The sequence below is a fragment of the Micromonospora sp. SYSU B005 genome, from assembly GCF_055362685.1.
On the sequence record NZ_JAXCFU010000013.1, the window covers coordinates 106,824 to 127,940 of the forward strand.

Consider the following 21,117-nt stretch of genomic DNA (forward strand, 5'->3'; position numbering starts at 1 on the left):
CTAGTCCTGTTCGTCAGGCTCGTCGGCATTGCGAGCAATCGCCACGATAGTCACGCCGTCCGGGAGGTCCATCAGCTTGACTCCCATTGTGTTCCGGTCACGCGTACGGCGTACAGGCTTCACCGGAGTCCGGATGACGCCGCCGTTGCTCGTGATGGCGAACAGCTCGTCCTCCGGATCGATCACGACCGCGCCGACCAGGCCACCGCGTCGCTCGGTGATCTTCGCGGTCAGCACGCCCTTACCTCCCCGGCCCTGGACCGGGTATTCCTCGATCGGGGTACGTTTCGCGTAACCCCCGTTCGTCGCGACCAGAACGTCCAGACCCTCTCGCACCACCTCGACCGCGAGCAACTCGTCCTCGCCGCTGAAGCGCATGCCGATCACCCCGGAAGTCGCCCGGCCCATCGGGCGCAGCGCCTCGTCGGTGGCGTTGAAGCGGATCGCCTGGGCGTTCTTCGACACGAGCAGCAGGTCGTCCTCCGGAGCGACCAGGACCGCACCGACCAGTTCGTCCTCATCGCGCAGGTTGACCGCGATGATGCCGCCGGAACGGTTGGAGTCGAACTCCTCGAGCCGCGTCTTCTTCACCAGGCCGTTCTTCGTGGCCAGTACCAGGTAGGGGGCCACCTGGTAGTTCGGGATTTCAATGATCTGCGCGATCTGCTCGTCGGGCTGGAACGCGAGCAGATTGGCCACGTGCTGGCCCTTGGCCACCCTACTGGCCTCGGGAAGCTCGTACGCCTTCGCCCGGTAGACCCGACCCTTGTTCGTGAAGAACAGGATCCAGTCGTGGGTAGAGCATACGAAGAAGTGGCTGACAATGTCGTCCTGGCGGAGCGTCGCCCCGCTGACGCCCTTCCCGCCGCGCCGCTGCGACCGGTAGAGATCGACCTTGGTCCGCTTGGCGTACCCGGTGCGCGTGATCGTCACCACCACGTCCTCGCGGGCGATGAGGTCCTCCATCGAGACCTCGCCGTCGAACGGGACGATCTTCGTGCGCCGCTCGTCGCCCCACTTCGCGACGATCTCGCCCAGCTCCTCCGAGACGATCCGCCGCTGCCGCTCCGGCTTGGCCAGGATGTCCTTGAGGTCGGCGATCTCCACTTCGAGCTTCGCCAGGTCGTCCAGGATGCGCTGCCGCTCCAGGGCGGCCAGCCGGCGCAGCTGCATGTCCAGGATCGCGGTCGCCTGGACCTCGTCGATGTCCAGCAGCCGGATCAGGCCCTGCCGGGCGTCCTCGACGGTGGGCGAGCGCCGGATCAGGGCGATCACCTCGTCCAGCGCGTCCAGCGCCTTGGACAGACCGCGCAGGATGTGTGCCCGCTCCTCGGCCTTGCGCAGCCGGAACGCGGTCCGCCGCCGGATCACCTCGATCTGGTGCTCGACGTAGTAGCGGATGAACTGGGCCAGGTTGAGCGTGCGCGGCACGCCGTCGACGAGCGCCAGCATGTTGGCGCCGAACGTCTCCTGGAGCTGGGTGTGCTTGTAGAGGTTGTTCAGCACCACCTTGGCGACCGCGTCGCGCTTGAGCACGAGCACGATCCGCATGCCGGTACGCCCGGAGGACTCGTCGCGGATGTCGGCGATGCCGGCGAGCTTGCCCTCCTTGATCAGCTCGGCGATGCGCTCGGCGAGGTTGTCCGGGTTGACCTGGTACGGCAGCTCGCTGACCACGAGCGCCGGCCGGCCCCGCTTGTCCTCCTCGACCTCGACCACGGCGCGCATCCGGATCGAGCCGCGCCCGGTCCGGTACGCGTCCTGGATGCCCGCCTGGCCGACGATCAGGCCGTGGGTCGGGAAGTCCGGGCCCTTGACGATCTCCAGCAGGGCTTCCAGCGTGGTGGCCTCGTCGGCCTCCGGGTGCTCCAGGCACCACTGCACCGCCGCGCCGATCTCGCGCAGGTTGTGTGGCGGGATCTTGGTGGCCATGCCGACCGCGATGCCCTCGGAGCCGTTGATCAGCAGGTTCGGGATACGCGACGGCAGGATGGTGGGCTCCTTGGCCCGGCCGTCGTAGTTGTCCTGCAGGTCAACGGTGTCCTCGTCGATGTCCCGCAGCATCTCCATCGCCAGCGGGTCGAGCTTGCATTCTGTATATCTCATGGCCGCAGCCGGATCATTACCCGGCGAGCCGAAGTTGCCGTTGCCGTCGACCAGCGGGTAGCGCAGCGACCACGGCTGCGCCATCCGGACCAACGCGTCGTAGATGGCCGAGTCGCCGTGCGGGTGGAACTGGCCCATCACGTCGCCGACGACGCGGGAGCACTTCACGTACCCGCGGTCCGGCCGGTAGCCGGAGTCGAACATGGCGTAGAGGATCTTGCGGTGGACCGGCTTGAGCCCGTCCCGGACGTCCGGCAGGGCCCGCCCGACGATGACGCTCATCGCGTAGTCGAGGTACGAGCGCTGCATCTCGACCTCGAGGCCGACCGGCTCGATCCGGTCGTGCTGGACGACCGCGGCCAGTGTCTCCGGGGTCTCCGGCTCGTTCGGGGTGGACTCGGGAGTATCGGTCACTGTTAACCCTTATCAGACTCTTCAGTCGTGGTCTCGCTGTGGATAACGGCTGTGGAAAGCGTTCAGGCTGTGGATAACTCTGTGGACTCCCGGGCCGGCCGGTGGATGTCCGGCCGGCCCGGGTGGGTCCGTCAGATGTCCAGGAACCGCACGTCCTTGGCGTTGCGCTGGATGAACGACCGGCGGGCCTCGACGTCCTCGCCCATCAGGACGCTGAACAGCTCGTCCGCGGTTGCGGCGTCGTCGAGCGTGACCTGGCGCAGCGTACGCGTGGCCGGGTTCATCGTGGTCTCCCACAGCTCGGGGTAGTTCATCTCGCCGAGACCCTTGAACCGCTGGATGTCGTCCGGGCGGGCGTTGGGCTTCTTCTGCTGGCGCAGGGCGATCAGCCCGTCGCGCTCGCGGTCCGAGTACGCGTACTGGGCGTCGTCGCCCTTCTTGTTCCACTTGATCTTGTAGAGCGGCGGCGCGGCCAGGTAGACGTGGCCCAGCTCGACCAGCGGCCGCATGAAGCGGAACAGCAGGGTGAGCAGCAGCGTCTGGATGTGCTGGCCGTCGACGTCGGCGTCGGCCATCAGCACGATCTTGTGGTAGCGCAGCTTCTCGATGTCGAAGTCGTCGTGGATGCCGGTGCCGAGCGCGGTGATCAGTGCCTGCACCTCGTTGTTCTTCAGCACCCGGTCGATCCGGGCCTTCTCCACGTTGAGGATCTTGCCGCGGATCGGCAGGATCGCCTGGACGCGCGGGTCGCGGCCCTGCTTGGCCGAGCCGCCGGCCGAGTCGCCCTCGACGATGAAGACCTCGGACTCGCGCGGGTCGGTGGACTGGCAGTCGGCCAGCTTGCCGGGCATCGAGCCGGACTCCAGCAGCGACTTGCGCCGGGCGAGCTTGCGCGCCTGCTGGGCGGCGATCCGGGCCCGCGCCGCCTGGGACGCCTTCTGAATGATGATCTTCGCCTCGGCCGGGTTGCGGTCGAACCAGTCGACGAGCGACTCGTTGCAGACCCGCTGCACGAAGCCCTTGACCGGGGTGTTGCCCAGCTTGGTCTTGGTCTGACCCTCGAACTGCGGGTCGGTGAGCTTGACCGAGATGATCGCGGCCAGACCCTCGCGGATGTCCTCACCCGAGAGGCGCTCGTCGCCCTTGAGCAGCTTCTTCTCGGCGCCGTAGCGGTTGACGACGCTCGTCAGCGCGGCCCGGAAGCCCTCCTCGTGGGTGCCGCCCTCGTGGGTGTTGATGTTGTTGGCGAAGGTGTAGACCGACTCGCCGTACGACTCGTTCCACTGCATGGCGATCTCGACCGACATGCCCGTCTCCTCGGCGCCGAACTCGACCACCGTCTTGTGGATCGGGCTCTTGGAGGCGTTGAGGTGCCGGACGAAGTCGGCGATGCCGCCCTCGTAGTGGAAGGTGACCTCGCGGGTCTTGCCGTCCTCGTCCTCCGGGACCCGCTCGTCGAGCAGGTGGATGGTGAGACCCCGGGTCAGGAAGGCCATCTCCTGGAGGCGCCGGTAGATGGTGTGGAAGTCGAAGTCGACTGTCTCGAAGACGTCCGGGTCGGGCCAGAAGGAGACGGCCGAACCGGTGCGGTCGGTCTCCTCACCCTTCTCCAGCGGCGTCGGCTTGGAGTGGTGGTACTGCTGCCGCCAGACGAAGCCGTCCTTGTGGATCTCCACGGCCATCCGGGTGGACAGCGCGTTCACCACGGAGACGCCGACGCCGTGCAGGCCGCCGGAGACGGCGTACGCCTTGCCGTCGAACTTGCCGCCCGCGTGCAGCACGGTCAGGGCGACCTCGACACCCGGCTTCTTCAGCTTGGGGTGCAGGTCGACCGGGAAGCCACGGCCGTTGTCGGTCACCCGGACACCGCCGTCGGCCAGCAGCACCACGTCGATGGTGTCGCAGTGCCCGGCCAGCGCCTCGTCCACCGCATTGTCGACGACCTCCCACACCAGGTGGTGCAGACCGCGCTCGCCGGTGGACCCGATGTACATACCGGGCCGCTTCCGGACCGCTTCCAGGCCCTCGAGCACGGTGATCGACTCGGCACCGTACTTCTTGTTGTCCTCCGCTGCCACGCTCGGCCACTTTCTCGCACCGGCCGCGCACGGGCGCGGGGGCGCGGGTTCGGCGGACAGGACGCGACGTCGGCGCGCATGGTCCGCCCCTGGGGTCGCCAGGCTCGGATCATGTGCGCCGGGCGCCGCGGTTGCCCGCGGATCGCGATCGGCTCGGACCTGATACGGGACTATGATCGAGGGCTCATGCGGGCCCCTGTCCGTCGCTCCGTCTCGGGTCTTTCGTCTCGCCCTCAATCTTACTGTGCGGAGCCGACCAAACCGCCACTCGGCACCCTCTCCGGGGCGGCTGAGAATGCCGTAGCCGGACGAACCGCATCGCCCACGACTCCCCCTACACGCCAACGGGCCGGTACCGCGCCACCGGCCACCGTGAGCCGTGACGATCATCCGACCGGTGATCGGCGGGTGCCCCGACCGGGGGTCGCGGCCGGGCCCGGCGTGCCGTAGCTTTTGCGGCGCCGCCGTTGCGGTCTTGATCTTTTGCGCCCGGAACCGGGACGATCGTCGGAGATGGTCCGAAAACGCTTGGTGAGAGGTGACGCCAGATGGGGCTGGACAACGTCGCGGTGCACTGGCCGCGGACCGGCCGCTTCTACGACCCGGTCGCGCCGGCTGAGTTCGTGGACTTCGGCGAGATCGTGGACATGCCCCGGATCTCCGCGCCGACCGCGGCGCTCGCCGAGCTGATCGCGAAGACCGGCACGGTACGCGCGACCGCGTACACCGAATTGGTCGACCTGATCCTCGGGCTGGAGAATGTGCTCTACGCCACGGAGAACGCGGTCGAGGACGAGGACCCGGTGATCGACCCGGACGGCTGCTCCTGGATCGCCGAGGGCGTGGAGAAGTTCGTCGCCCGGCACCGGCCGTACGGCGAGCCGGTCACGTTCGAGTCGGTGAGCGAGGTGCTGCGCGCGCTACTCGGTGACGGCCGGCTGGCCGAGCAGCAGCTCCGCTGGCTGGACAGCCGCCTCGACCGGCTGCGGGACGACAGCGGCGACCCGCCGCAGTGGAACTTCACCTGCGCCGAGCTGAGCGTGCTGGCGGCCTTCTACCGGCGCTGCGCGGAGCGGGGTTTCGCGGTCTACGCCGACGCCTGACCGGGCGCCGCAGCGCCGGGAGAAGACGTGGCCCGGTTGGCGGCCGCGATCACCTCGGTCAGCGCTGTGTGCAGGTGCCGCAGGTCGGCCAGCGGCAGGCCGAGGCGCTGCACGATGGCCGGCGGGATCCGCTCGGCCTGCGCCCGCAGCGCCTGCCCTTCGGCGGTGAGCGAGACGGCCAGGCTGCGCTCGTCGGCGGCGTCCCGTTCCCGCCTGATGTAGCCGGCCGCCTCCAGCCGCTTGAGCAGCGGTGACAGCGTGCCCGGGTCGAGCTGGAGCAGCCGGCTCAGATCCCGCCCGGACAGCGGCGCGTGCTGCCAGAGCGCCAGCATGACCAGGTATTGCGGGTGGGTGAGCCCCATCGGCTCCAGCAGTGGCCGGTAGACCGCGACGACACTCCGGGCGGCGACGGAGAGCGCGAAGCAGACCTGCTGCTCCAGCGCCAGGGGGTCCTCCTCGATGCCGTCGGTCACCGGCGTCCTCCTCGTCGTCGTTGCGATCGTAGCAATGATTGGTGTACCAATGGTTTGCACACAAAACAGGGAGGCGGCGGAATGAGCGACGACGAGCAGGTGGGCGACGCCTCCGGCAAGGGTGGCCGCCTGTTGGGCTGGGTGTTCCGCAACCTCGCCGGCCCGTCCCAGGTGCAGGGCGCGGTGCAGGGCGGCTCGAAGCTGGCCCGCGACGCGTGGAAGGAAGACCTGGAGCGCCGCAAGCAGTGGAGCCGTGAGCAGCGCGAACTCAAGCGCGCCAGGCGTGAGGCGCGGCGCTCGGGGGGCGTCGGTCAGCCGTAGGTGTCGCGGGGGCCGCGCCCGCGTACCCGTCGGGGGCCGCGCGACCACGACGGCGCCGCCGGCCCGTGGATGTGCAGCTTGCGCACCACGTTGTGGCCGACCTCGCGGGCGATCTGCTGCAACAGCGAGCCCGCCAGCAGGCGCAACTGGGTCGCCCACGCCGTCGAACGCGCCTCCACCGTCAGCTCGCCGTCCTCCAGCTTGACCGGGCGGCTGTGCTGCGCGACCTCCGGGCCGACCACCTTCTCCCACGCGCCGAACACCGTCGCCTCGGCCGCCGGCTTCTGCCAGCCCCGCGCCTTCATCAGCTTGTCCAGCACCACGCCGAGCGGCTGCGGGTCGCGCGGGTCCGGACCCGGGCCGGAGTAGCCGCGCAGCCGCTTCTCGCCGTCGCCGCGGACCGCGCCGCGCCGTCGCGGAGCCGCCGCCTGCCGCCGGGCCTTCGCCGCGTCGAGCACCGCCCGGGCCAGTTCCGGCCCGGTCGAGCCCTCCGGCAGGTTCGCGGCCGGCTCACCGCCCGCGGGCTTTTCCGGGGTACGCGCGTCGCGTCCCGGCCCGAGCCGTGCGGGCGGGAGCTGCACCTCGTCATCAGGCACGCCGCACCGTCCCCTCGCCCACCGCGTACCGGGTGCCGCGCAGCGTCGCCGGCACGTCGTCGTCCACCGCGCAGGTGACCAGAAGCTGACTGGCGCCGCCGACCAGCTCGGCCAGCCGCTCCCGCCGGCCGGTGTCCAGCTCGGCGAAGACGTCGTCGAGCACCAGCACCGGTTCGATCCCGTCGGCGCGCAGCAGGTCGTACCCGGCCAGCCGCAACGCCAGCGCGTACGACCAGGACTCGCCGTGGCTCGCGTACCCCTTGGCTGGCAGCGGGCCGAGCGTCAGCGCCAGGTCGTCGCGGTGCGGGCCGACGAGCGTGGTGCCGCGCTCGATCTCGGCGGCCCGGTTCGCGGTGAGCGCGGCGGCGAGCGCCTCCGCCAGCGCCGCGCGGTCCGCGCCGGGTTCGGGCAGTTCCACCGAGGGCCGGTACGCGATGCCCGCCGCGCCGCGGCCGGCCGCCACCGCGTCGTACGCCTTCGCCACGTGCGGGGTCAGCGCGGCCACCAGTTCCAGGCGGCCGGCGAGCAGGTCCGCGCCATGCTGCGCCAGATGCGCGTCCCACACGGCCAGCGTCGACAGGTCACCGCCGCGCGTGCCACCGGTCTTCCGAGCGAGGTACGACGTACGCAGCAGCGCGTTGCGTTGCTTGACCACCCGCTCGTAGTCGGCGCGGACACCGGCGTAGCGGGGCTGGCGGGTGACCAGCAGGTCGTCCAGGTAGCGGCGGCGTTCGGCCGGATCGCCGCGGACCAGTTCCAGGTCCTCCGGCGCGAACAACACCAGGCGCAGCGCGCCGAGCACGTCCCGGGCACGCCGGGCCGGAGACCGGCCGAGCCGGGCCCGGTTGGCCTTGCCCGGCACGATCTCCAGCTCGACCAGCAGCTCCCGGCCCTCATGCACCACGGCGCAGCGGATCACCGCCGACGCGGCGCCCATCCGCACCAGCGGCGCGTCGGTGGCGACCCGGTGCGAATCCAGGGTCGCCACGTAGCCCAGCGCCTCGACCAGGTTGGTCTTGCCGACGCCGTTCGCGCCGACGAGCACGTTCGGCCCCGGCTCCAGGTCGACGCCGACGCGCTCGTACGAGCGGAAGTCGACCAGTTCGAGCCGGCGGACGTACACAGCCTGTGGATACCGGTCAGCGCTTGTGGACGGCGTGGCCGCCGAACTGCTGGCGCAGCGCGGCGACGGCCTTCATCGCGGGCGAGTCGTCCTGCCGGGAGGCGAACCGGGCGAACAGCGACGCGGTGATGACGTTGAGCGGTACGGCGAGCCGGACCGCCTCGTCCACGGTCCAGCGGCCCTCGCCGGTGTCCTCGGTGTAGCCGCTCAGCTCGGCCAGCTCCGGGTCCTCGTCGAGCGCCCGGTCCAGCAGGTCGAGCAGCCAGGACCGGACCACCGTGCCCTCGCGCCACGACTTGAACACGCCGGGCACGTTCGTCACCAGCTCCGAGGCCGCCAGCAGCTCGTAGCCCTCGGCGTACGCGTGCATCAGGCCGTACTCGATGCCGTTGTGCACCATTTTGGCGTAGTGGCCGGCGCCGACCGGGCCCGCGTGCACGAAGCCGAACTCGCCCTCGGGCTTGAGCGCCTCGAAGATCGGCATCAGCCGCTCGACGTGCTCCTGCGCGCCGCCGACCATCAGCGCGTACCCGTTCTGCCGGCCCCAGACGCCGCCGGACACGCCGACGTCGATGTAGCCGATGCCCTGCTCGTTCAGCCGCTCGGCGCGCGGGGCGTCGTCGCTGAACCGGGAGTTGCCGCCGTCGATGATGATGTCGCCCTCGCCGAGCACACCGGCGAGCTCGTCGATGGTGGCGTCGGTGACGCCGGCGGGGACCATGACCCACACCGCGCGGGGCGACTGGAGCTTCTCGGCAAGCTCGGCCAGGCTCGCGGCGTCGCTGATCTCCGGGTTGTGGTCGTAGCCGACCACCTCGTGCCCGGCGGCGCGCAACCGCTCCCGCATGTTGCCGCCCATGCGGCCGAGTCCTACCAGGCCGAGCTGCATCTGCTCCTACCTCCGTACGTCAGGGTCGTGCTGCTGCGATCAGCGGGACACGCGGATCGGCATGATGAGGTACCGGTACCCCGGGATGACCTCGCCGTCCTCGCCTGCCGGGGAGATGACCGCGGGCTTGAACGCGTCGACGAACCGGAGCAGGGCGTGCTGCGCGCCCAGGTTGGCCAGACCGTCGATGAGGTACTGCGGGTTGAACCCGATGGTCAGCGGCTCGCCGCTGAAGGTGGCCTCCATGGCCTCGCTGGCCCGGGCCTCCTCGGTGCCGCCCGCCTCGACCACGAGACCGTCGGCGCTGAAGCTGAGCAGGACCGGGGTGGTGCGCTCGGCGACCAGCGCGACGCGCTTGACCACCTCGATGAGCGCGGCGACGGCGACGCGGGCCTCGGCGTTGTGGTCGGCCGGGAACAGCGAGCGCACCGGCGGGTAGTTGGCGCCGTCGAGCAGCCGGCTGGTGGTCCGGCGGGTGCCGCCGGAGAAGCCGATCATGCCCTCGCCGGCCTTGCTGGACGACAGGGCCATGGTGACGTGGCCGCCGAGCGGGCCCAGCGCCTTCGCGGTGTCGTGCAGCGTACGGGCCGGCACCAGCGCGTTGAGGCTGATCTCCGGGTCGTCCGGGTTCCACTCCATCTCGCGCAGCGCAAGACGGTAGCGGTCGGTCGCCAGCATGGCGATGGTGCTGCCGCTCAGCTCGATCCGGACGCCGGTCATCATCGGCAGCGTCTCGTCGCGGCCGGCGGCCACAGCCACCTGGGCCACGGCGGAGGCGAACGCGGCGGCGTCGACGGTGCCGGCGCTCTCCGGCATCTCCGGCAGCGTCGGGTAGTCCTCCACCGGCATGGTGGGCAGCGTGAACCGGGCGCTGCCGCAGACCAGTTCGAGGTGGACGCCGACGGCGGCGATGTCCACCGGCTTGGCCGGCAGGGCCTTGGTGATCTCGGCGAGCAGGCGGCCGGAGACCAGGGCGGCGCCGTCCGCGTCACCCTGCACCTCGACCGTCACCTGGCTGGAGACCTCGTAGTCGAAGCCGGAGACCTGCAGGTTGCCGTCGGTGACGCGGAGCATCACCCCGGCCAGCACCGGTACGGAGGGTCGGTTGGGCAGGCTCTTGGCGGTCCACGCGACCGCCTCGGCGAGCGCGTCGCGCTCCACTCGGAACTTCATCAATGCCTCCGCGTCGACGTCAGCGACAACTCTCTCATGCCGACCGCTGCCACCCGTCCCGCCCGACCGTGCGGGTACCCATCGCACCTTAAGGCGCTGGGGCATCGGCTGTGCGCCCGACCCCGTGGATCCAGGTGCCCCGGGCGACTGCCGGCGGCAGTGCTCCGGCCCGATCCACAGGAAGTCCAACGGTGATGATTGGTTTTTGTTGTTTAGAAGAGATAACTCATCGTCTTCATCGCACCTGTGCAAACTGTGGAGAACCGCCGTCCGCGCAGGTCAGACACGTTATCCACCGGTGGTTTGGCTGTGGAGAACCAGGGGTAAAACTCGTGTCCCGGTCCACAGCCCTCGCCGGCCGCCGGGTTTTCCACGGCTGTCCACCGGTTGTCCACCGGTAATCCACCGGTTTTCTCCCCAGCGCTGTGGACAGCGCCGGAGACGTCCACAGCCGTCGTCCCCAGAACCTTCAACAGCTCGCCCACAGGCTGGTCGCTGTCTGGGGACAACGGGACAGTCGTCCCCAGGCGTCCACAGCGTCGTCCCCAGGAGTTGTCCACAGTCTGTGGGTAACCGGCCGAGTGCGAAGCGTGGTTGTCCACCGCCTGTGACACAGGGGCTGTGGACAACGGGTACGAGCTGTGGACGAACACACGACAGATCCTGGGCCCTCCACCGGGTCGAGGGTCAACAGTTCCCCGCTGTCGGCTACTTGCCACCCGCGGCTCCGCCCGCCCTGCTTCAGCTGATCATGAAGTTGACGGCGTTTCGCGTCCGGTTTGTCGCCGCCAACTTCATGATCGACGGGGAGGGCGGTGGGCGAGAGCGAGGGGCGGGACGTAGCGGTGAGGGGTCCCCGTGGCCGCCGATCACCCCGGTCAAGGCGCGGCGCTCAGCTCCGGCGAGATCTTGATAGGAAACGGCCCCTATGAGGGCGCCAAGCTTCCAAGATCTGCGGGGACGTTCGCGCGTCCGCCCTCCTTGATCACCGCTGGAGTGGCGGGAGCGGGGAGGGCGGCGGGAGCGGGGAGGGACGCGAGGGCAGTGCGAGGGTGGGGCGGTCAGGTGTTCTGCTTGATGCGGTTCGTCAGCTCGGCGATCTGGTTGTAGAGCGAGCGCCGCTCCGCCATCTGCTGACGGATCTTGCGGTCCGCGTGCATCACCGTCGTGTGGTCCCGGCCGCCGAACGCCTGCCCGATCCGGGGCAGCGACAGGTCGGTCAGCTCCCGGCACAGGTACATGGCCACCTGGCGCGCGTTCACCAGCACCCGGGAGCGGGAATGGCCGCGCAGGTCCTCCAGGCTCACACCGAAGTAATCGGCCGTCGACACCATGATCTGGTCCGCGGTGATCTCCGGGCCGGCACCGTCCGGAATGAAGTCCCGCAGCACCTCCTCGGCCAGCGACAGCTCGACCGACGAGCGGGTGAGGCTGGCGAAGGCGGTGACGCGGATCAGCGCCCCCTCCAGTTCGCGGATCGAGTTCGACACCCGGGACGCGATGAACTCCAGCACGTCCGGCGGGGCGAACAGCCGCTCCTGGGCCGCCTTCTTCTGCAGGATCGCGATCCGCGTCTCCAGGTCCGGCGGCTGGATGTCGGCGAGCAGACCCCACTCGAAGCGCGTACGCAGCCGGTCCTCCAGCGTCGCCAGCTGCTTCGGCGAGCGGTCAGAGGTGATCACGATCTGCTTGTTGGCGTTGTGCAGCGTGTTGAAGGTGTGGAAGAACTCCTCCTGCGTCCGCTCCCGGTTCTCCAGGAACTGGATGTCGTCGATCAGGAGGATGTCCACGTCCCGGTAGCGGCGCTGGAACGCGCTCGTCTTGTCGTCGCGCAGCGAGTTGATGAAGTCGTTCGTGAACTCCTCGGTCGAGACGTACCGGACCGAGCGCGCGTTGCCGAGCGTCGTGGCGTAGTGCCCGATGGCGTGCAGCAGGTGGGTCTTGCCCAGCCCGGAGCTGCCGTAGATGAACAGCGGGTTGTACGCCTTCGCCGGCGACTCGGCCACCGCCACGCTCGCGGCGTGCGCGAACCGGTTCGACGAGCCGATGACGAACGTCTCGAACATGTACTTCGGGTTGAGCCGGTTGCCGCCGCTCTCCGTACCGCCGGGGAGCCTCCGGTCGGCCTGGCCGCCTCCCGGGCGGTGGTGGTCGGCGCCACCCCGGCCGGGGCCGTTGTCGGTGGCGCCGTCCCGGGGCAGGCCGCGCATCGGCGCGGGGTCGGCGGGCGGGCTCTCCCGGTAGCGGGGCTCGTATCCGCCGGCGTCGGGCACGGGCGGCTCGATGCGGGTGCGCTCGTCGAAGGCGCGGCGCTCGGGCGCGGTGCGTACCGGCTCGGCGAACGCGGCGCTGAAGAGCGTGTCCTGTGCGTCCCGGCCGGCCGGGATGAGGTGCGGGCGGCCGCCGTCGGCGGTCCGCTGCCGCGGGGCCGGCTCGTCGAGCGGCTGCTCCGGGCGCGGTTCGCCATATCCGGCCTCGGCGTACCCGGGTTCCGGGCGCGGCGACGGGAAGGCCTGGGCGGAGGCGGGCGGGCCGGGCTGGTCGAAGCCGGGCAGCGGGGCGGCGCCGTCGTGCTCGGGCAGCGGCTCCGGGCTGCTGCGGTAGACGGTGCCGGCCGGGCGGGCATTCGGGTCGTCGGCGACCCGCACGGTGACCGCCACCTGGATCGGCCGGCCGAGCCGGCGGCTCAACGCCTCGGTGATGGCCGGGCGGAGCCGGGACTCGATCACGTCCCGGGTGAAGGCGTCCGGCACCGAGAGCAGCGCCGTGTCCTCGACGATCGCCCGCAGGCGGGTGAGCCGGAGGTACGCCCGTTGTTGCGCGGAGATGATCTCGTCGGCGAGTTCGTCGGTGGTCGCCGTCCACACCGCGGCAAGGTCGGTCGCTCCGGTCACCGTCGTGCCACCCCCTCGCCTGCTCCTTCTCACGCCCGCCCGGACGGCTGACCGGTCGTCATCCACAAGTTATCCACAGCCTGTGTACCGACCGATTGTGGCCGCCCACCGGACGCGGGTCGGACCTGCCCCCCTCGATCCACGGAGGCGTTGAAGCGGGTTCACCGTGCCGAACGATTCAACAGCGTGTCCGGTCTTGCCGATCGGCGACAAACCCCGGACCCCCGACGCCGACCGCAATCGCGCACGCTAACAGCGCGGACCCCACAGCATCAACCGGCGACACCCTGACGACCTTGGCAACATCAGTGAAAACCGCCCCTTCGGTCGCGCTTGCCCGCAGGTCGGACGCCCGAGTGTGACGTTTGACGGTCATTGCGCCCCTGCGTAGGCTGGAGCGGCTGCTCTCTCGCCCTCTGCTAGGGTGATTGATGCTTGCTGTCCGTGGCTGTCACCCCGCATCGCCGGGGAGCGTGTCACGGCAGCGCCGATCGGAGGTCACCGACAGGTGATCTGGACCAGCACACGACCCCGGGCGATCCGCCGCGCGGGGCGTACGACAACGGAGAGCCTGACGTGAGCAAGCGCACCTACCAGCCGAACAACCGCCGGCGCGCGAAGACCCACGGCTTCCGGCTGCGCATGCGCACCCGTGCCGGCCGCGCCATCATCTCGACCCGTCGCTCCAAGGGCCGCGCGCGCCTGTCGGCCTGACGCCGACAGGTCCGGTCCGGGGACGTGGGCAGTCGTGCTGGCCGCCGCGCAACGACTGCGGCGCAGTAGCGACTTCGCCGCAGCGGTTCGCGGTGGCCGACGCGTCGGCCGTGGCGCCGTCGTGGTCCACCTGACCATCCCCGAGCCGATCGGCACCACCGCGACACTCTCGCCGGAGCCGGCGCGAAGCATCGGTGCGGAGAATTCCGCACCGAGCCGCGCCGGCTTCGTCGTGTCCAAGGCCGTCGGCGGCGCTGTGGTCCGCAACAAGGTCCGCCGCCGGCTCCGGCACCTGGTCCGCGAGCGGCTGGCCGAGCTGCCCGCCGGCACCACCCTCGTGGTACGCGCGCTGCCCGCATCGGCCGACGCGACGTACACCCGGCTCGGGGCCGACCTGGACGCGGCCATCGCCGCCGCGCGGGCCCCCCGCGGACGGCGGTCGCGGTGAGCGGCCCGACGACGGCGACTCCGTCGCCCACAACCGGTGCCCGCATGCTGCTGGCGCCCATCATCGCGTACCGTCGGTGGATAAGTCCGGCACTGCCGGCCCGCTGCCGGTTCTACCCGTCGTGCAGTGCCTACGCCGTGGAGGCGGTGTCCCGGCACGGTGCGCTGCGGGGCGCCTGGCTGACGGTCCGTCGGCTGTCGCGCTGCCACCCCTTCCACCCTGGTGGACACGACCCGGTTCCGGAGCCGGGCGACCGCCGCCGTTCCGACGTGACTGGAGCCTGAGTGTTTAGTCTCGACTGGATCTACTACGCGATCTCGTGGATCCTGCTGACCTGGCACTCGGCCTGGGACGCCATCGGAGTTCCGGTCGGGGCCGTGATCGGTACGAACTGGGCCTGGATCCTCGCCATCGTCTTCCTGGTGGTGACGGTCCGGGTGATCCTGTTCCCGGTCTTCGTCAAGCAGATCAAGTCGCAGCGTGCCATGCAGGCGCTCCAGCCGAAGGTCAAGGAGCTCCAGGAGAAGCACAAGGGTGACCGGGAGACGCTCCAGAAGGAGATGATGGAGCTCTATCGGAAGGAAAAGGCCAACCCGCTCATGGGCTGCCTTCCGATGTTCCTCCAGATCCCGGTCTTCCTGGGCCTGTTCCACACGCTGCGCCGCCTCAGCCCCGACAACCAGGGCAAGACCCTGTACGGCTGGACCGTCGACCAGTTCAACAGCGCCTCCAACGCGACGCTGTTCACCGCGCCGATCTCCGGCAAGTTCGGCTCCACCGCCGAGGAACTGAGCCGGCTGGGTGCGAACACCGGCACGGTCAAGGTGGTCGCCGGCATCCTGGTGCTGATCATGATCGCCACCACCTACCTGACCAGCCGTCAGATGATCCTCAAGACCGGGTGGGCCGAGGACCCGCAGCAGCGCATGGTGCAGCGGCTGATGCTCTACGGCATCCCGCTGTCGCTGCTGATCTCGGGTGCGATCTTCCCGATCGGTGTGATCATCTACTGGGTCACCAACAACCTCTTCACGCTCGGCCAGCAGCAGTGGGTGCTGCGGAAGTTCCCGCCGCCGCCGACCGCGAAGAGCACCAGCGCCGCCAAGAGCACCTCCGGCAAGAACCCGGTGCAGCCGGCCAAGGCCGGTGGCCTGTTCGGCCGCAAGGCGGCCCAGCCGCCGGCGAAGGCTCCGGCCGCCGCGCCGAAGGTGGCCGGCCCGAAGCCTGGTGCCAAGCCGGTCAACCCGAAGAAGGGTGGCAGCAAGCCCGCCAAGCGACAGGGCTGAGCCCACAGGGCCACCGTCGGCGACGTCGGCGGTGGCCCGTTCCGGCCGCGTGCTGCCATCCGAGGAGTCGGCGCCGGGCCGGAATCACCGCGCGGAGCGCGGACACGGGCGAAACTGGCCCGTACAGACGTGCCCGAGGGCACCCGGCGAACCTCCCGCCGGCCCCGGGAGACCAGCGGACCCCCGACGGTCCGGCCGAGCGAGTACGGAGATGAGACCCGTGACCGAGACCAGCATCCCCAGCGCCGACCAGTCCCTGGACGAGGAGACCCCCGTTACCGCCGCCACCGAGACCGAGGACGCCGCGGGCGAGGCCCGGGAGAAGAAGGCCCCGGCCGAGAGCGACCTGTTCCGGCAGAGCGAGATCGCCGCCGACTACGTCGAGGGTCTGCTGGACATCCTCGACTACGACGGTGACATCGACGAGCTGGTGTCGGGTGGCCGCCCGGTCGTCGAGGTGGTCGGTGGCCAGCTGCAGAACCTGGTCGGCCAGCGTGGCGCGACCCTGGAGGCGCTCCAGGAACTGGCCCGGCTGGCCGTGTTCCGCCAGACCGGCACGCCGAGCCGGCTGCTGCTCGACGTCGGCGGCTACCGGGCCGCCCGCCGCAAGGAGCTGGCCGCCGTGGCGAAGAACGCGGTCGAGAAGGTCAAGGAGCACGGTGAGCCGGTGCGCCTGGAGCCGATGTCCGCGTTCGAGCGCAAGTGCGTGCACGACGTGGTGAACGCGATGAGCGGGGTGGAGAGCGAGTCCGAGGGCGTCGAGCCCAACCGCCGCATCGTCGTCCGGCCGGTGGACTGAGGTCCGTGATCTCCGACGAGACGACGGCAGGAGCCGTGACCGGCCCGGGCGGTATGCCGCCCGGGCCGTCGGCTGTGCGCCCCGACCCCACTGTCGACCCGGTCTTCTCCGACGACGACGGGCCGGCCGACCCCGCGTACCCGGGAAAGGCCGTGACCGACCCCGGCGAGCCCGCCTTCTCCGGCGAGCCGGCGGTGGTGCCCGGGGTCGAGCCCGCAGACCCGGCGGTGGACGTGATGCCCGCCTTCTCCGGTGAGCCGGCGGCGGACGTGGCACCGGCGGCTCCGGCCGCGGCGGCCGACCCGGTCTTCGCGGAACCGTCGGCGGACGGACCGTCCCTCGTGGACGGTGGTGGCGACGCCGGTGCCCCCGACCCGGCGACGGCGACGCTGCCGCCCGAGCTGGCGGAGGCCGCCCGCGCGTTGTTCGGCGACCGGCTCGACCTGGCCGCCGCGTACGCCGAACTGCTCGCCACCGACGGCGTGGTTCGCGGCCTGATCGGGCCCCGCGAGACGCCGCGGCTCTGGGAGCGGCACCTGCTCAACTGCGCGGTGGTGGCGGAACGGATCCCGGAGGGAGCCAGCGTGATCGACGTCGGCTCCGGCGCCGGGCTCCCCGGTCTGGTGCTGGCGATCGCGCGCCCCGACCTCACCGTGACGCTCGTGGAGCCGCTGGCCCGGCGGACCGCCTTCCTGATCGAGGCGGTGCAGCGCCTCGGCGTGACCCGGGACGTGCGTGTCTTCCGTGGGCGGGCCGAGGAGGCGGCGGCCGGGTCGCGCGACCGGGAGCCGCTGAGCGCCGACATCGTGACCGCCCGCGCGGTGGCCCCGCTGGACCGGCTCGCCTCCTGGTGCCTGCCGCTCGTGGCTCCCGGCGGACGGCTGGTCGCGCTCAAGGGCGCCTCGGCGGCCGACGAGATCACCGAGCACACCGAGGCCGTGGTCCGCCTCGGCGGCGGGACCCCGGAACTGCACCGCTGTGGCGAAGGGGTGATCGACCCCCCGGCGACTGTGGTCGAGGTGGTCCGGGAGCGCGTGGTCAACCCGCGCCGTCCCAAGAAGCCGAAGCGGTCGCGTGGCGGTCGCCGTCGCGGCGACCGCTGAGCGGGTACGCCATTCCGCACGCCCGGTCCGGTCGTTGGACCGGTGGGCGTGACGCGATCGATCGCAACCCGACATGGACCCACCGCGCCCGTCGGCCGTAGGCTGACCGCGCGTCGATAGTGTGGAACGGCGGTGCCGGGCGGCACCCGAACCCGATGGTTCCCGCCGAGCCGACGGCGCCGTGCGAGGCGCGGACGCGATTCGACGGGTGCGGACCGACCATCCGGAGCGGGTAGGGATGACAGGTGCATGACGACGGCAGGTACGACGATCCACGGTTGACCGGACCAGGAGGCCAGCCCTCCGCCGACCCCGTTTCACGTGAAACCAACTACCAGGAGTGGACGGTGAACGAGTCCGGCGAACCGGCCTCCCCGTATCCGGCGCAGCCGTCCAAGCGACGGGAACCGTCGGTCGGCGGGCCGGTGCGCCCCGTCTCGTCCGCGCCTGCGAACGTACCGCCGGCCCGCGATCCGCTCGATCCGGCCGACGGTCCGGTGAACGCACCGACCCCGCGCCCGCCCGCGGTGCGGGCGAACGCCGCCGTACCCACCCGCTACGAACCCCAGCCGCCCGTCTCGGCCGTGCCGTACCAGGCCGCCCCCGAGGCCACCGTGGCGCCGTCCGACACGCCACAGGCAGACGGGTACGGGGACGAGGTAGACGCCAGCACGTACGTTTCACGTGAAACCCCGACGCGCGAAGAGGATGATCCACCGTTGGCTATGGAGGCGATGCGCGCCGTGCAGATCCTGAATCCCAGTGGCGAGGTCACCATGCCGCGCCCTGACCGGACCCGGGTGATGTGCGTCGCCAACCAGAAGGGCGGCGTGGGTAAGACGACCACCACCGTGAACCTCGCCGTGGCGCTCGCGCTGCACGGCAACCGGGTGCTCGTGGTCGACCTTGACCCCCAGGGCAACGCCTCCACCGGTCTGAACGTGCCGCACCACACGGGCGTGCCCGACGTCTACGACTGCCTGATCGACAGCGTGCCGCTCGAAGAGGTGGCCCAGGCCGTCGAGGGCATCCCGAACCTCTGGTGCGTACCGGCCACCATCGACCTGGCCGGCGCCGAGATCGAGCTCGTCTCGGTGGTGGCTCGGGAGTCGCGCCTGGCGCGGGCCATCGCCGCGTACCCGGGGCACTTCGACTACGTCTTCATAGACTGTCCGCCGTCGCTCGGCCTGCTGACCGTCAACGCGCTCGTGGCCGCGCAGGAGGTGCTGATCCCGATCCAGTGCGAGTACTACGCGCTGGAGGGCCTCAACCAGCTCATAAACAACATCAACCTGGTTCGTCAGCACCTCAACCCGAAGCTCGAGGTCTCCACCATCCTGCTCACCATGTACGACAGGCGTACCCGGCTCGCCGACGCGGTGGAGCAGGACGTCCGGAACCACTTCGGCGACAAGGTGCTTCAGGCGGTCATCCCCCGCAACGTGCGTGTCTCCGAGGCGCCGAGCTACGGCCAGTCGGTGATGACCTACGATCCCGGTTCGCGGGGAGCCACGAGTTACTTCGAGGCCGCCCAGGAGATCGCGGAGCGAGGCGTCAAGGAGCCGGTGAGCCGGAATGCGTAGTGCGGAGATGTCGCTGGGAGGCGTCGCATGAAGAACCGTCCCCGCGGCGGACTGGGCCGAGGGCTCGGCGCCCTCATCCCCACTGGCCCGGTACCGGGCGCTGAACCGGCGGCCACCGAACCGGACTCGTCGCCGGCTGCCGCGTCGCCGGCGGCTCCGGCCGCTGGTGCGACTGCTGCCATCACCGGTGGCGTCGCAAGCACCCCGTCGCCGGCCGCCGAGCCCGAGCCGCAGCTGAGCCCGGTGCCCGGCGCGCGCTTCGCGGAGATTCCGGTCGACGCGATCGTGCCGAACCCGAAGCAGCCCCGGCACGTCTTCGACGAGGAGGCGCTGGAGGAACTGAAGACCTCGATCCAGGAGGTCGGCTTCCTTCAGCCGATCGTGGTCCGCCAGCTCGACCCCGACAAGTTCGAACTCGTGATGGGCGAGCGGCGCTGGCGTGCCGCCCAGGCGGTCGGCCGGGAGACCATCCCCGCCATCGTCCGGGACACCAAGGACGACGCGATGCTCCGGGACGCGCTCCTGGAGAACATCCACCGCGCCAACCTCAACCCGCTCGAAGAGGCGGCGGCGTACCAGCAACTGCTGGAGGAGTTCGGCGCCACACACGAGGAACTGGCCCGGCGGATCGGCCGCAGCCGTCCGCAGATCTCCAACACGATCCGGCTGATGAATCTGCCGCCCGCCGTGCAGCGCCGCGTCGCCGCCGGTGTTCTCTCCGCCGGTCACGCCCGGGCTCTGCTCAGCCTCGACAACGCCGAGGCGCAGGAGGCACTCGCCGAGCGGATCGTCCGAGAGGGCATCACCGTACGCGGCGCCGAAGAACTCGTGCACCTGGCGCTCGCCGAGGAGCCGGCGAAGTCGGCCGCCGCCAAGCGTCGGCCGAAGCCGCACGCCCCGGCGCTCACCGATCTCGCGGACCGGCTCTCCGACCGGTTCGACACCCGGGTGAAGGTCGACATCGGCCGCAGCAAGGGCAAGATTACGATCGAGTTCGCCACCGTCGACGACCTGGAGCGGATCGTCGGGATCATCGGCATGAGCGAGGACGGGACGCCCGAGGCGTAGTCCTTCCTTCTCCGTTTGTCGATCCGGCCGCATCCCGATGAGGGGATGCGGCCGGATCTGTATCCGGGTTGGTTCGGTGCCGCTCGTTCGTTCTGGCGGCGGCGATGGGTCGTGGCGATTCCGGTCGACGGAGAGAACGACCCCTCGGAAGTCATTGCCGTTTCCGTCGACGGGCCGGGCTTGGGCTGTCGCGCTTCGCTCCGCGTTTCACGTGAAACGGGAACCGGTGACTGGGAGATGGGGCGTGGGTGAACCCACTCTCCGCGCTGCTGATTGGTAGCACGCCGCGCGCCCGAGCGCTGAGCGGCCGAGTACGCGAGGGCGTAGTGCGCAAAGGTGCCGAGGGCCGCCTTCGGCGGTGACGAGTCGGTGAGCGCCCACTTCGTTGGTCTGGCAGAAGGGCTGACGGCGACGGCTCAGACGGAAGCCGTTCCTTGAACGACTCGAGCGTTCCGCGCGACGCACCCCGTCTAGCCGCCTGCTGGTGTCGCCGACCGATCGAACGCGAACCGGTTCTGCGCCGGAAAGCCCGTCGAGCCGTCGGGCCGCCCTGCCCGGGCCAGCGTGCCGGCCTGTCCCTGAGTGACGTGGTCTCGGTCCGACAAGCCCTGAGCCAGGGCACGGGCGAACGGAGGATGACGACGCCGGCGGGCCGCAGGGCTGAGCACACCCGGCCGTGGCGGTCGCGCAGGAGTCGCTATGAAGAGCCCGATCCGATCGCGCATGTGAGCGATCCAGGCGCATTGAGCCGGGCTCCGCCGAACCGGGGAGCGCCGGCCGAGGGTCGCTGAGCCGAGGAGTGCCGAACCGAGTAATGCCGAACCAGTGAGTGCTCAATCGGGAGAGCGGCCGAACCGGGGAGCGGACGAAGCCGGGGAGCGGACGAAGCCGGGGACCGCCGGACCGGGGACCGCCGAGCCGAGGACTCTCGCGAGGAGCCCGGACA

At 70.6% G+C, this 21,117-nt stretch carries 18 protein-coding genes; 10 read left to right on the forward strand and 8 right to left on the reverse strand.

Features of this window, described 5'->3' with window-relative positions; genetic code table 11:
- Together gyrA and gyrB are read right to left on the reverse strand one after the other, a co-directional pair.
- On the reverse strand, positions 1-2,520 hold the full coding sequence (gene gyrA / locus SM452_RS24925; RefSeq protein WP_463840812.1) for a DNA gyrase subunit A: 2,520 nt from the start codon (positions 2,518-2,520) through the stop codon (positions 1-3).
- 131 nt (positions 2,521-2,651) lie between these two features.
- On the reverse strand, positions 2,652-4,598 hold the full coding sequence (gyrB, locus tag SM452_RS24930; RefSeq protein ID WP_135242602.1) for a DNA topoisomerase (ATP-hydrolyzing) subunit B: 1,947 nt from the start codon (positions 4,596-4,598) through the stop codon (positions 2,652-2,654).
- Between the two features lie 548 nt (positions 4,599-5,146).
- Here gyrB and SM452_RS24935 point away from each other — a divergent pair.
- Positions 5,147-5,701, forward strand: a complete 555-nt coding sequence (locus tag SM452_RS24935; RefSeq protein ID WP_355509512.1) for a hypothetical protein — start codon at positions 5,147-5,149, stop codon at positions 5,699-5,701.
- On the opposite strand, the gene SM452_RS24940 is transcribed toward SM452_RS24935, so the two are convergent.
- A complete protein-coding gene (locus SM452_RS24940) occupies positions 5,686-6,174 on the reverse strand; it encodes a MarR family winged helix-turn-helix transcriptional regulator (RefSeq protein WP_262012903.1) in 489 nt (162 codons plus the stop codon). The two genes, SM452_RS24935 and SM452_RS24940, sit on opposite strands and share 16 nt — an antisense overlap.
- Before the next feature lie 81 nt (positions 6,175-6,255).
- Between SM452_RS24940 and SM452_RS24945 the strand changes: the two genes are divergently transcribed.
- Positions 6,256-6,495 carry a hypothetical protein gene (locus tag SM452_RS24945; RefSeq protein WP_013283216.1) on the forward strand — a complete coding sequence of 80 codons (240 nt, stop codon included), beginning with the start codon at positions 6,256-6,258 and terminating at the stop codon, positions 6,493-6,495.
- Here the strand turns inward: SM452_RS24945 and SM452_RS24950 are convergent.
- The 5 genes from SM452_RS24950 to dnaA form a co-directional block, all read right to left on the reverse strand.
- Positions 6,486-7,091 carry a DciA family protein gene (locus SM452_RS24950; protein WP_402812862.1) on the reverse strand — a complete coding sequence of 202 codons (606 nt, stop codon included), beginning with the start codon at positions 7,089-7,091 and terminating at the stop codon, positions 6,486-6,488. The two genes, SM452_RS24945 and SM452_RS24950, sit on opposite strands and share 10 nt — an antisense overlap.
- Positions 7,084-8,214 carry a DNA replication/repair protein RecF gene (gene recF / locus SM452_RS24955; protein WP_013473313.1) on the reverse strand — a complete coding sequence of 377 codons (1,131 nt, stop codon included), beginning with the start codon at positions 8,212-8,214 and terminating at the stop codon, positions 7,084-7,086. The genes SM452_RS24950 and recF overlap by 8 nt, the downstream gene beginning before the upstream one ends.
- Positions 8,215-8,230: 16 nt before the next feature.
- Positions 8,231-9,103 (reverse strand): phosphogluconate dehydrogenase (NAD(+)-dependent, decarboxylating), encoded by an 873-nt coding sequence (gnd, locus tag SM452_RS24960; protein WP_269703327.1) that lies wholly within the window; start codon positions 9,101-9,103, stop codon positions 8,231-8,233.
- A 39-nt stretch (positions 9,104-9,142) separates the two neighbouring features.
- The gene (gene dnaN / locus SM452_RS24965; RefSeq protein WP_463840813.1) at positions 9,143-10,276 is read right to left on the reverse strand and encodes a DNA polymerase III subunit beta; all 1,134 of its coding nucleotides are present in this window, start codon (positions 10,274-10,276) and stop codon (positions 9,143-9,145) included.
- A 1,061-nt stretch (positions 10,277-11,337) separates the two neighbouring features.
- A complete protein-coding gene (gene dnaA, locus SM452_RS24970) occupies positions 11,338-13,170 on the reverse strand; it encodes a chromosomal replication initiator protein DnaA (protein ID WP_269697865.1) in 1,833 nt (610 codons plus the stop codon).
- A gap of 576 nt (positions 13,171-13,746) precedes the next feature.
- Here dnaA and rpmH point away from each other — a divergent pair.
- The 8 genes from rpmH to SM452_RS25010 all read left to right on the forward strand — a co-directional run bounded on the left by rpmH (position 13,747) and on the right by SM452_RS25010 (position 20,171).
- Complete coding sequence (gene rpmH, locus SM452_RS24975) at positions 13,747-13,884, forward strand: 50S ribosomal protein L34 (RefSeq protein ID WP_013289388.1); 138 nt, start codon at positions 13,747-13,749, stop codon at positions 13,882-13,884.
- A gap of 34 nt (positions 13,885-13,918) precedes the next feature.
- Positions 13,919-14,332, forward strand: a complete 414-nt coding sequence (gene rnpA, locus SM452_RS24980) for a ribonuclease P protein component (protein ID WP_262012907.1) — start codon at positions 13,919-13,921, stop codon at positions 14,330-14,332.
- A gap of 44 nt (positions 14,333-14,376) precedes the next feature.
- Positions 14,377-14,616, forward strand: coding sequence for a membrane protein insertion efficiency factor YidD (gene yidD / locus SM452_RS24985; RefSeq protein WP_013477538.1), 240 nt, complete (start codon positions 14,377-14,379; stop codon positions 14,614-14,616).
- Positions 14,617-15,618, forward strand: coding sequence for a membrane protein insertase YidC (yidC, locus tag SM452_RS24990; protein ID WP_262012908.1), 1,002 nt, complete (start codon positions 14,617-14,619; stop codon positions 15,616-15,618).
- A gap of 211 nt (positions 15,619-15,829) precedes the next feature.
- Positions 15,830-16,417: a Jag family protein gene (locus tag SM452_RS24995; RefSeq protein ID WP_355509503.1), complete on the forward strand. Its 588-nt coding sequence runs from the start codon at positions 15,830-15,832 to the stop codon at positions 16,415-16,417.
- A 341-nt stretch (positions 16,418-16,758) separates the two neighbouring features.
- Positions 16,759-17,520 carry a 16S rRNA (guanine(527)-N(7))-methyltransferase RsmG gene (gene rsmG, locus SM452_RS25000; protein WP_463840822.1) on the forward strand — a complete coding sequence of 254 codons (762 nt, stop codon included), beginning with the start codon at positions 16,759-16,761 and terminating at the stop codon, positions 17,518-17,520.
- 245 nt (positions 17,521-17,765) lie between these two features.
- Positions 17,766-19,103, forward strand: coding sequence for a ParA family protein (locus tag SM452_RS25005; protein ID WP_315985915.1), 1,338 nt, complete (start codon positions 17,766-17,768; stop codon positions 19,101-19,103).
- Positions 19,104-19,130: 27 nt separating this feature from the next.
- Positions 19,131-20,171 carry a ParB/RepB/Spo0J family partition protein gene (locus SM452_RS25010; RefSeq protein WP_355509501.1) on the forward strand — a complete coding sequence of 347 codons (1,041 nt, stop codon included), beginning with the start codon at positions 19,131-19,133 and terminating at the stop codon, positions 20,169-20,171.
- Positions 20,172-21,117: the final 946 nt, after the last annotated feature.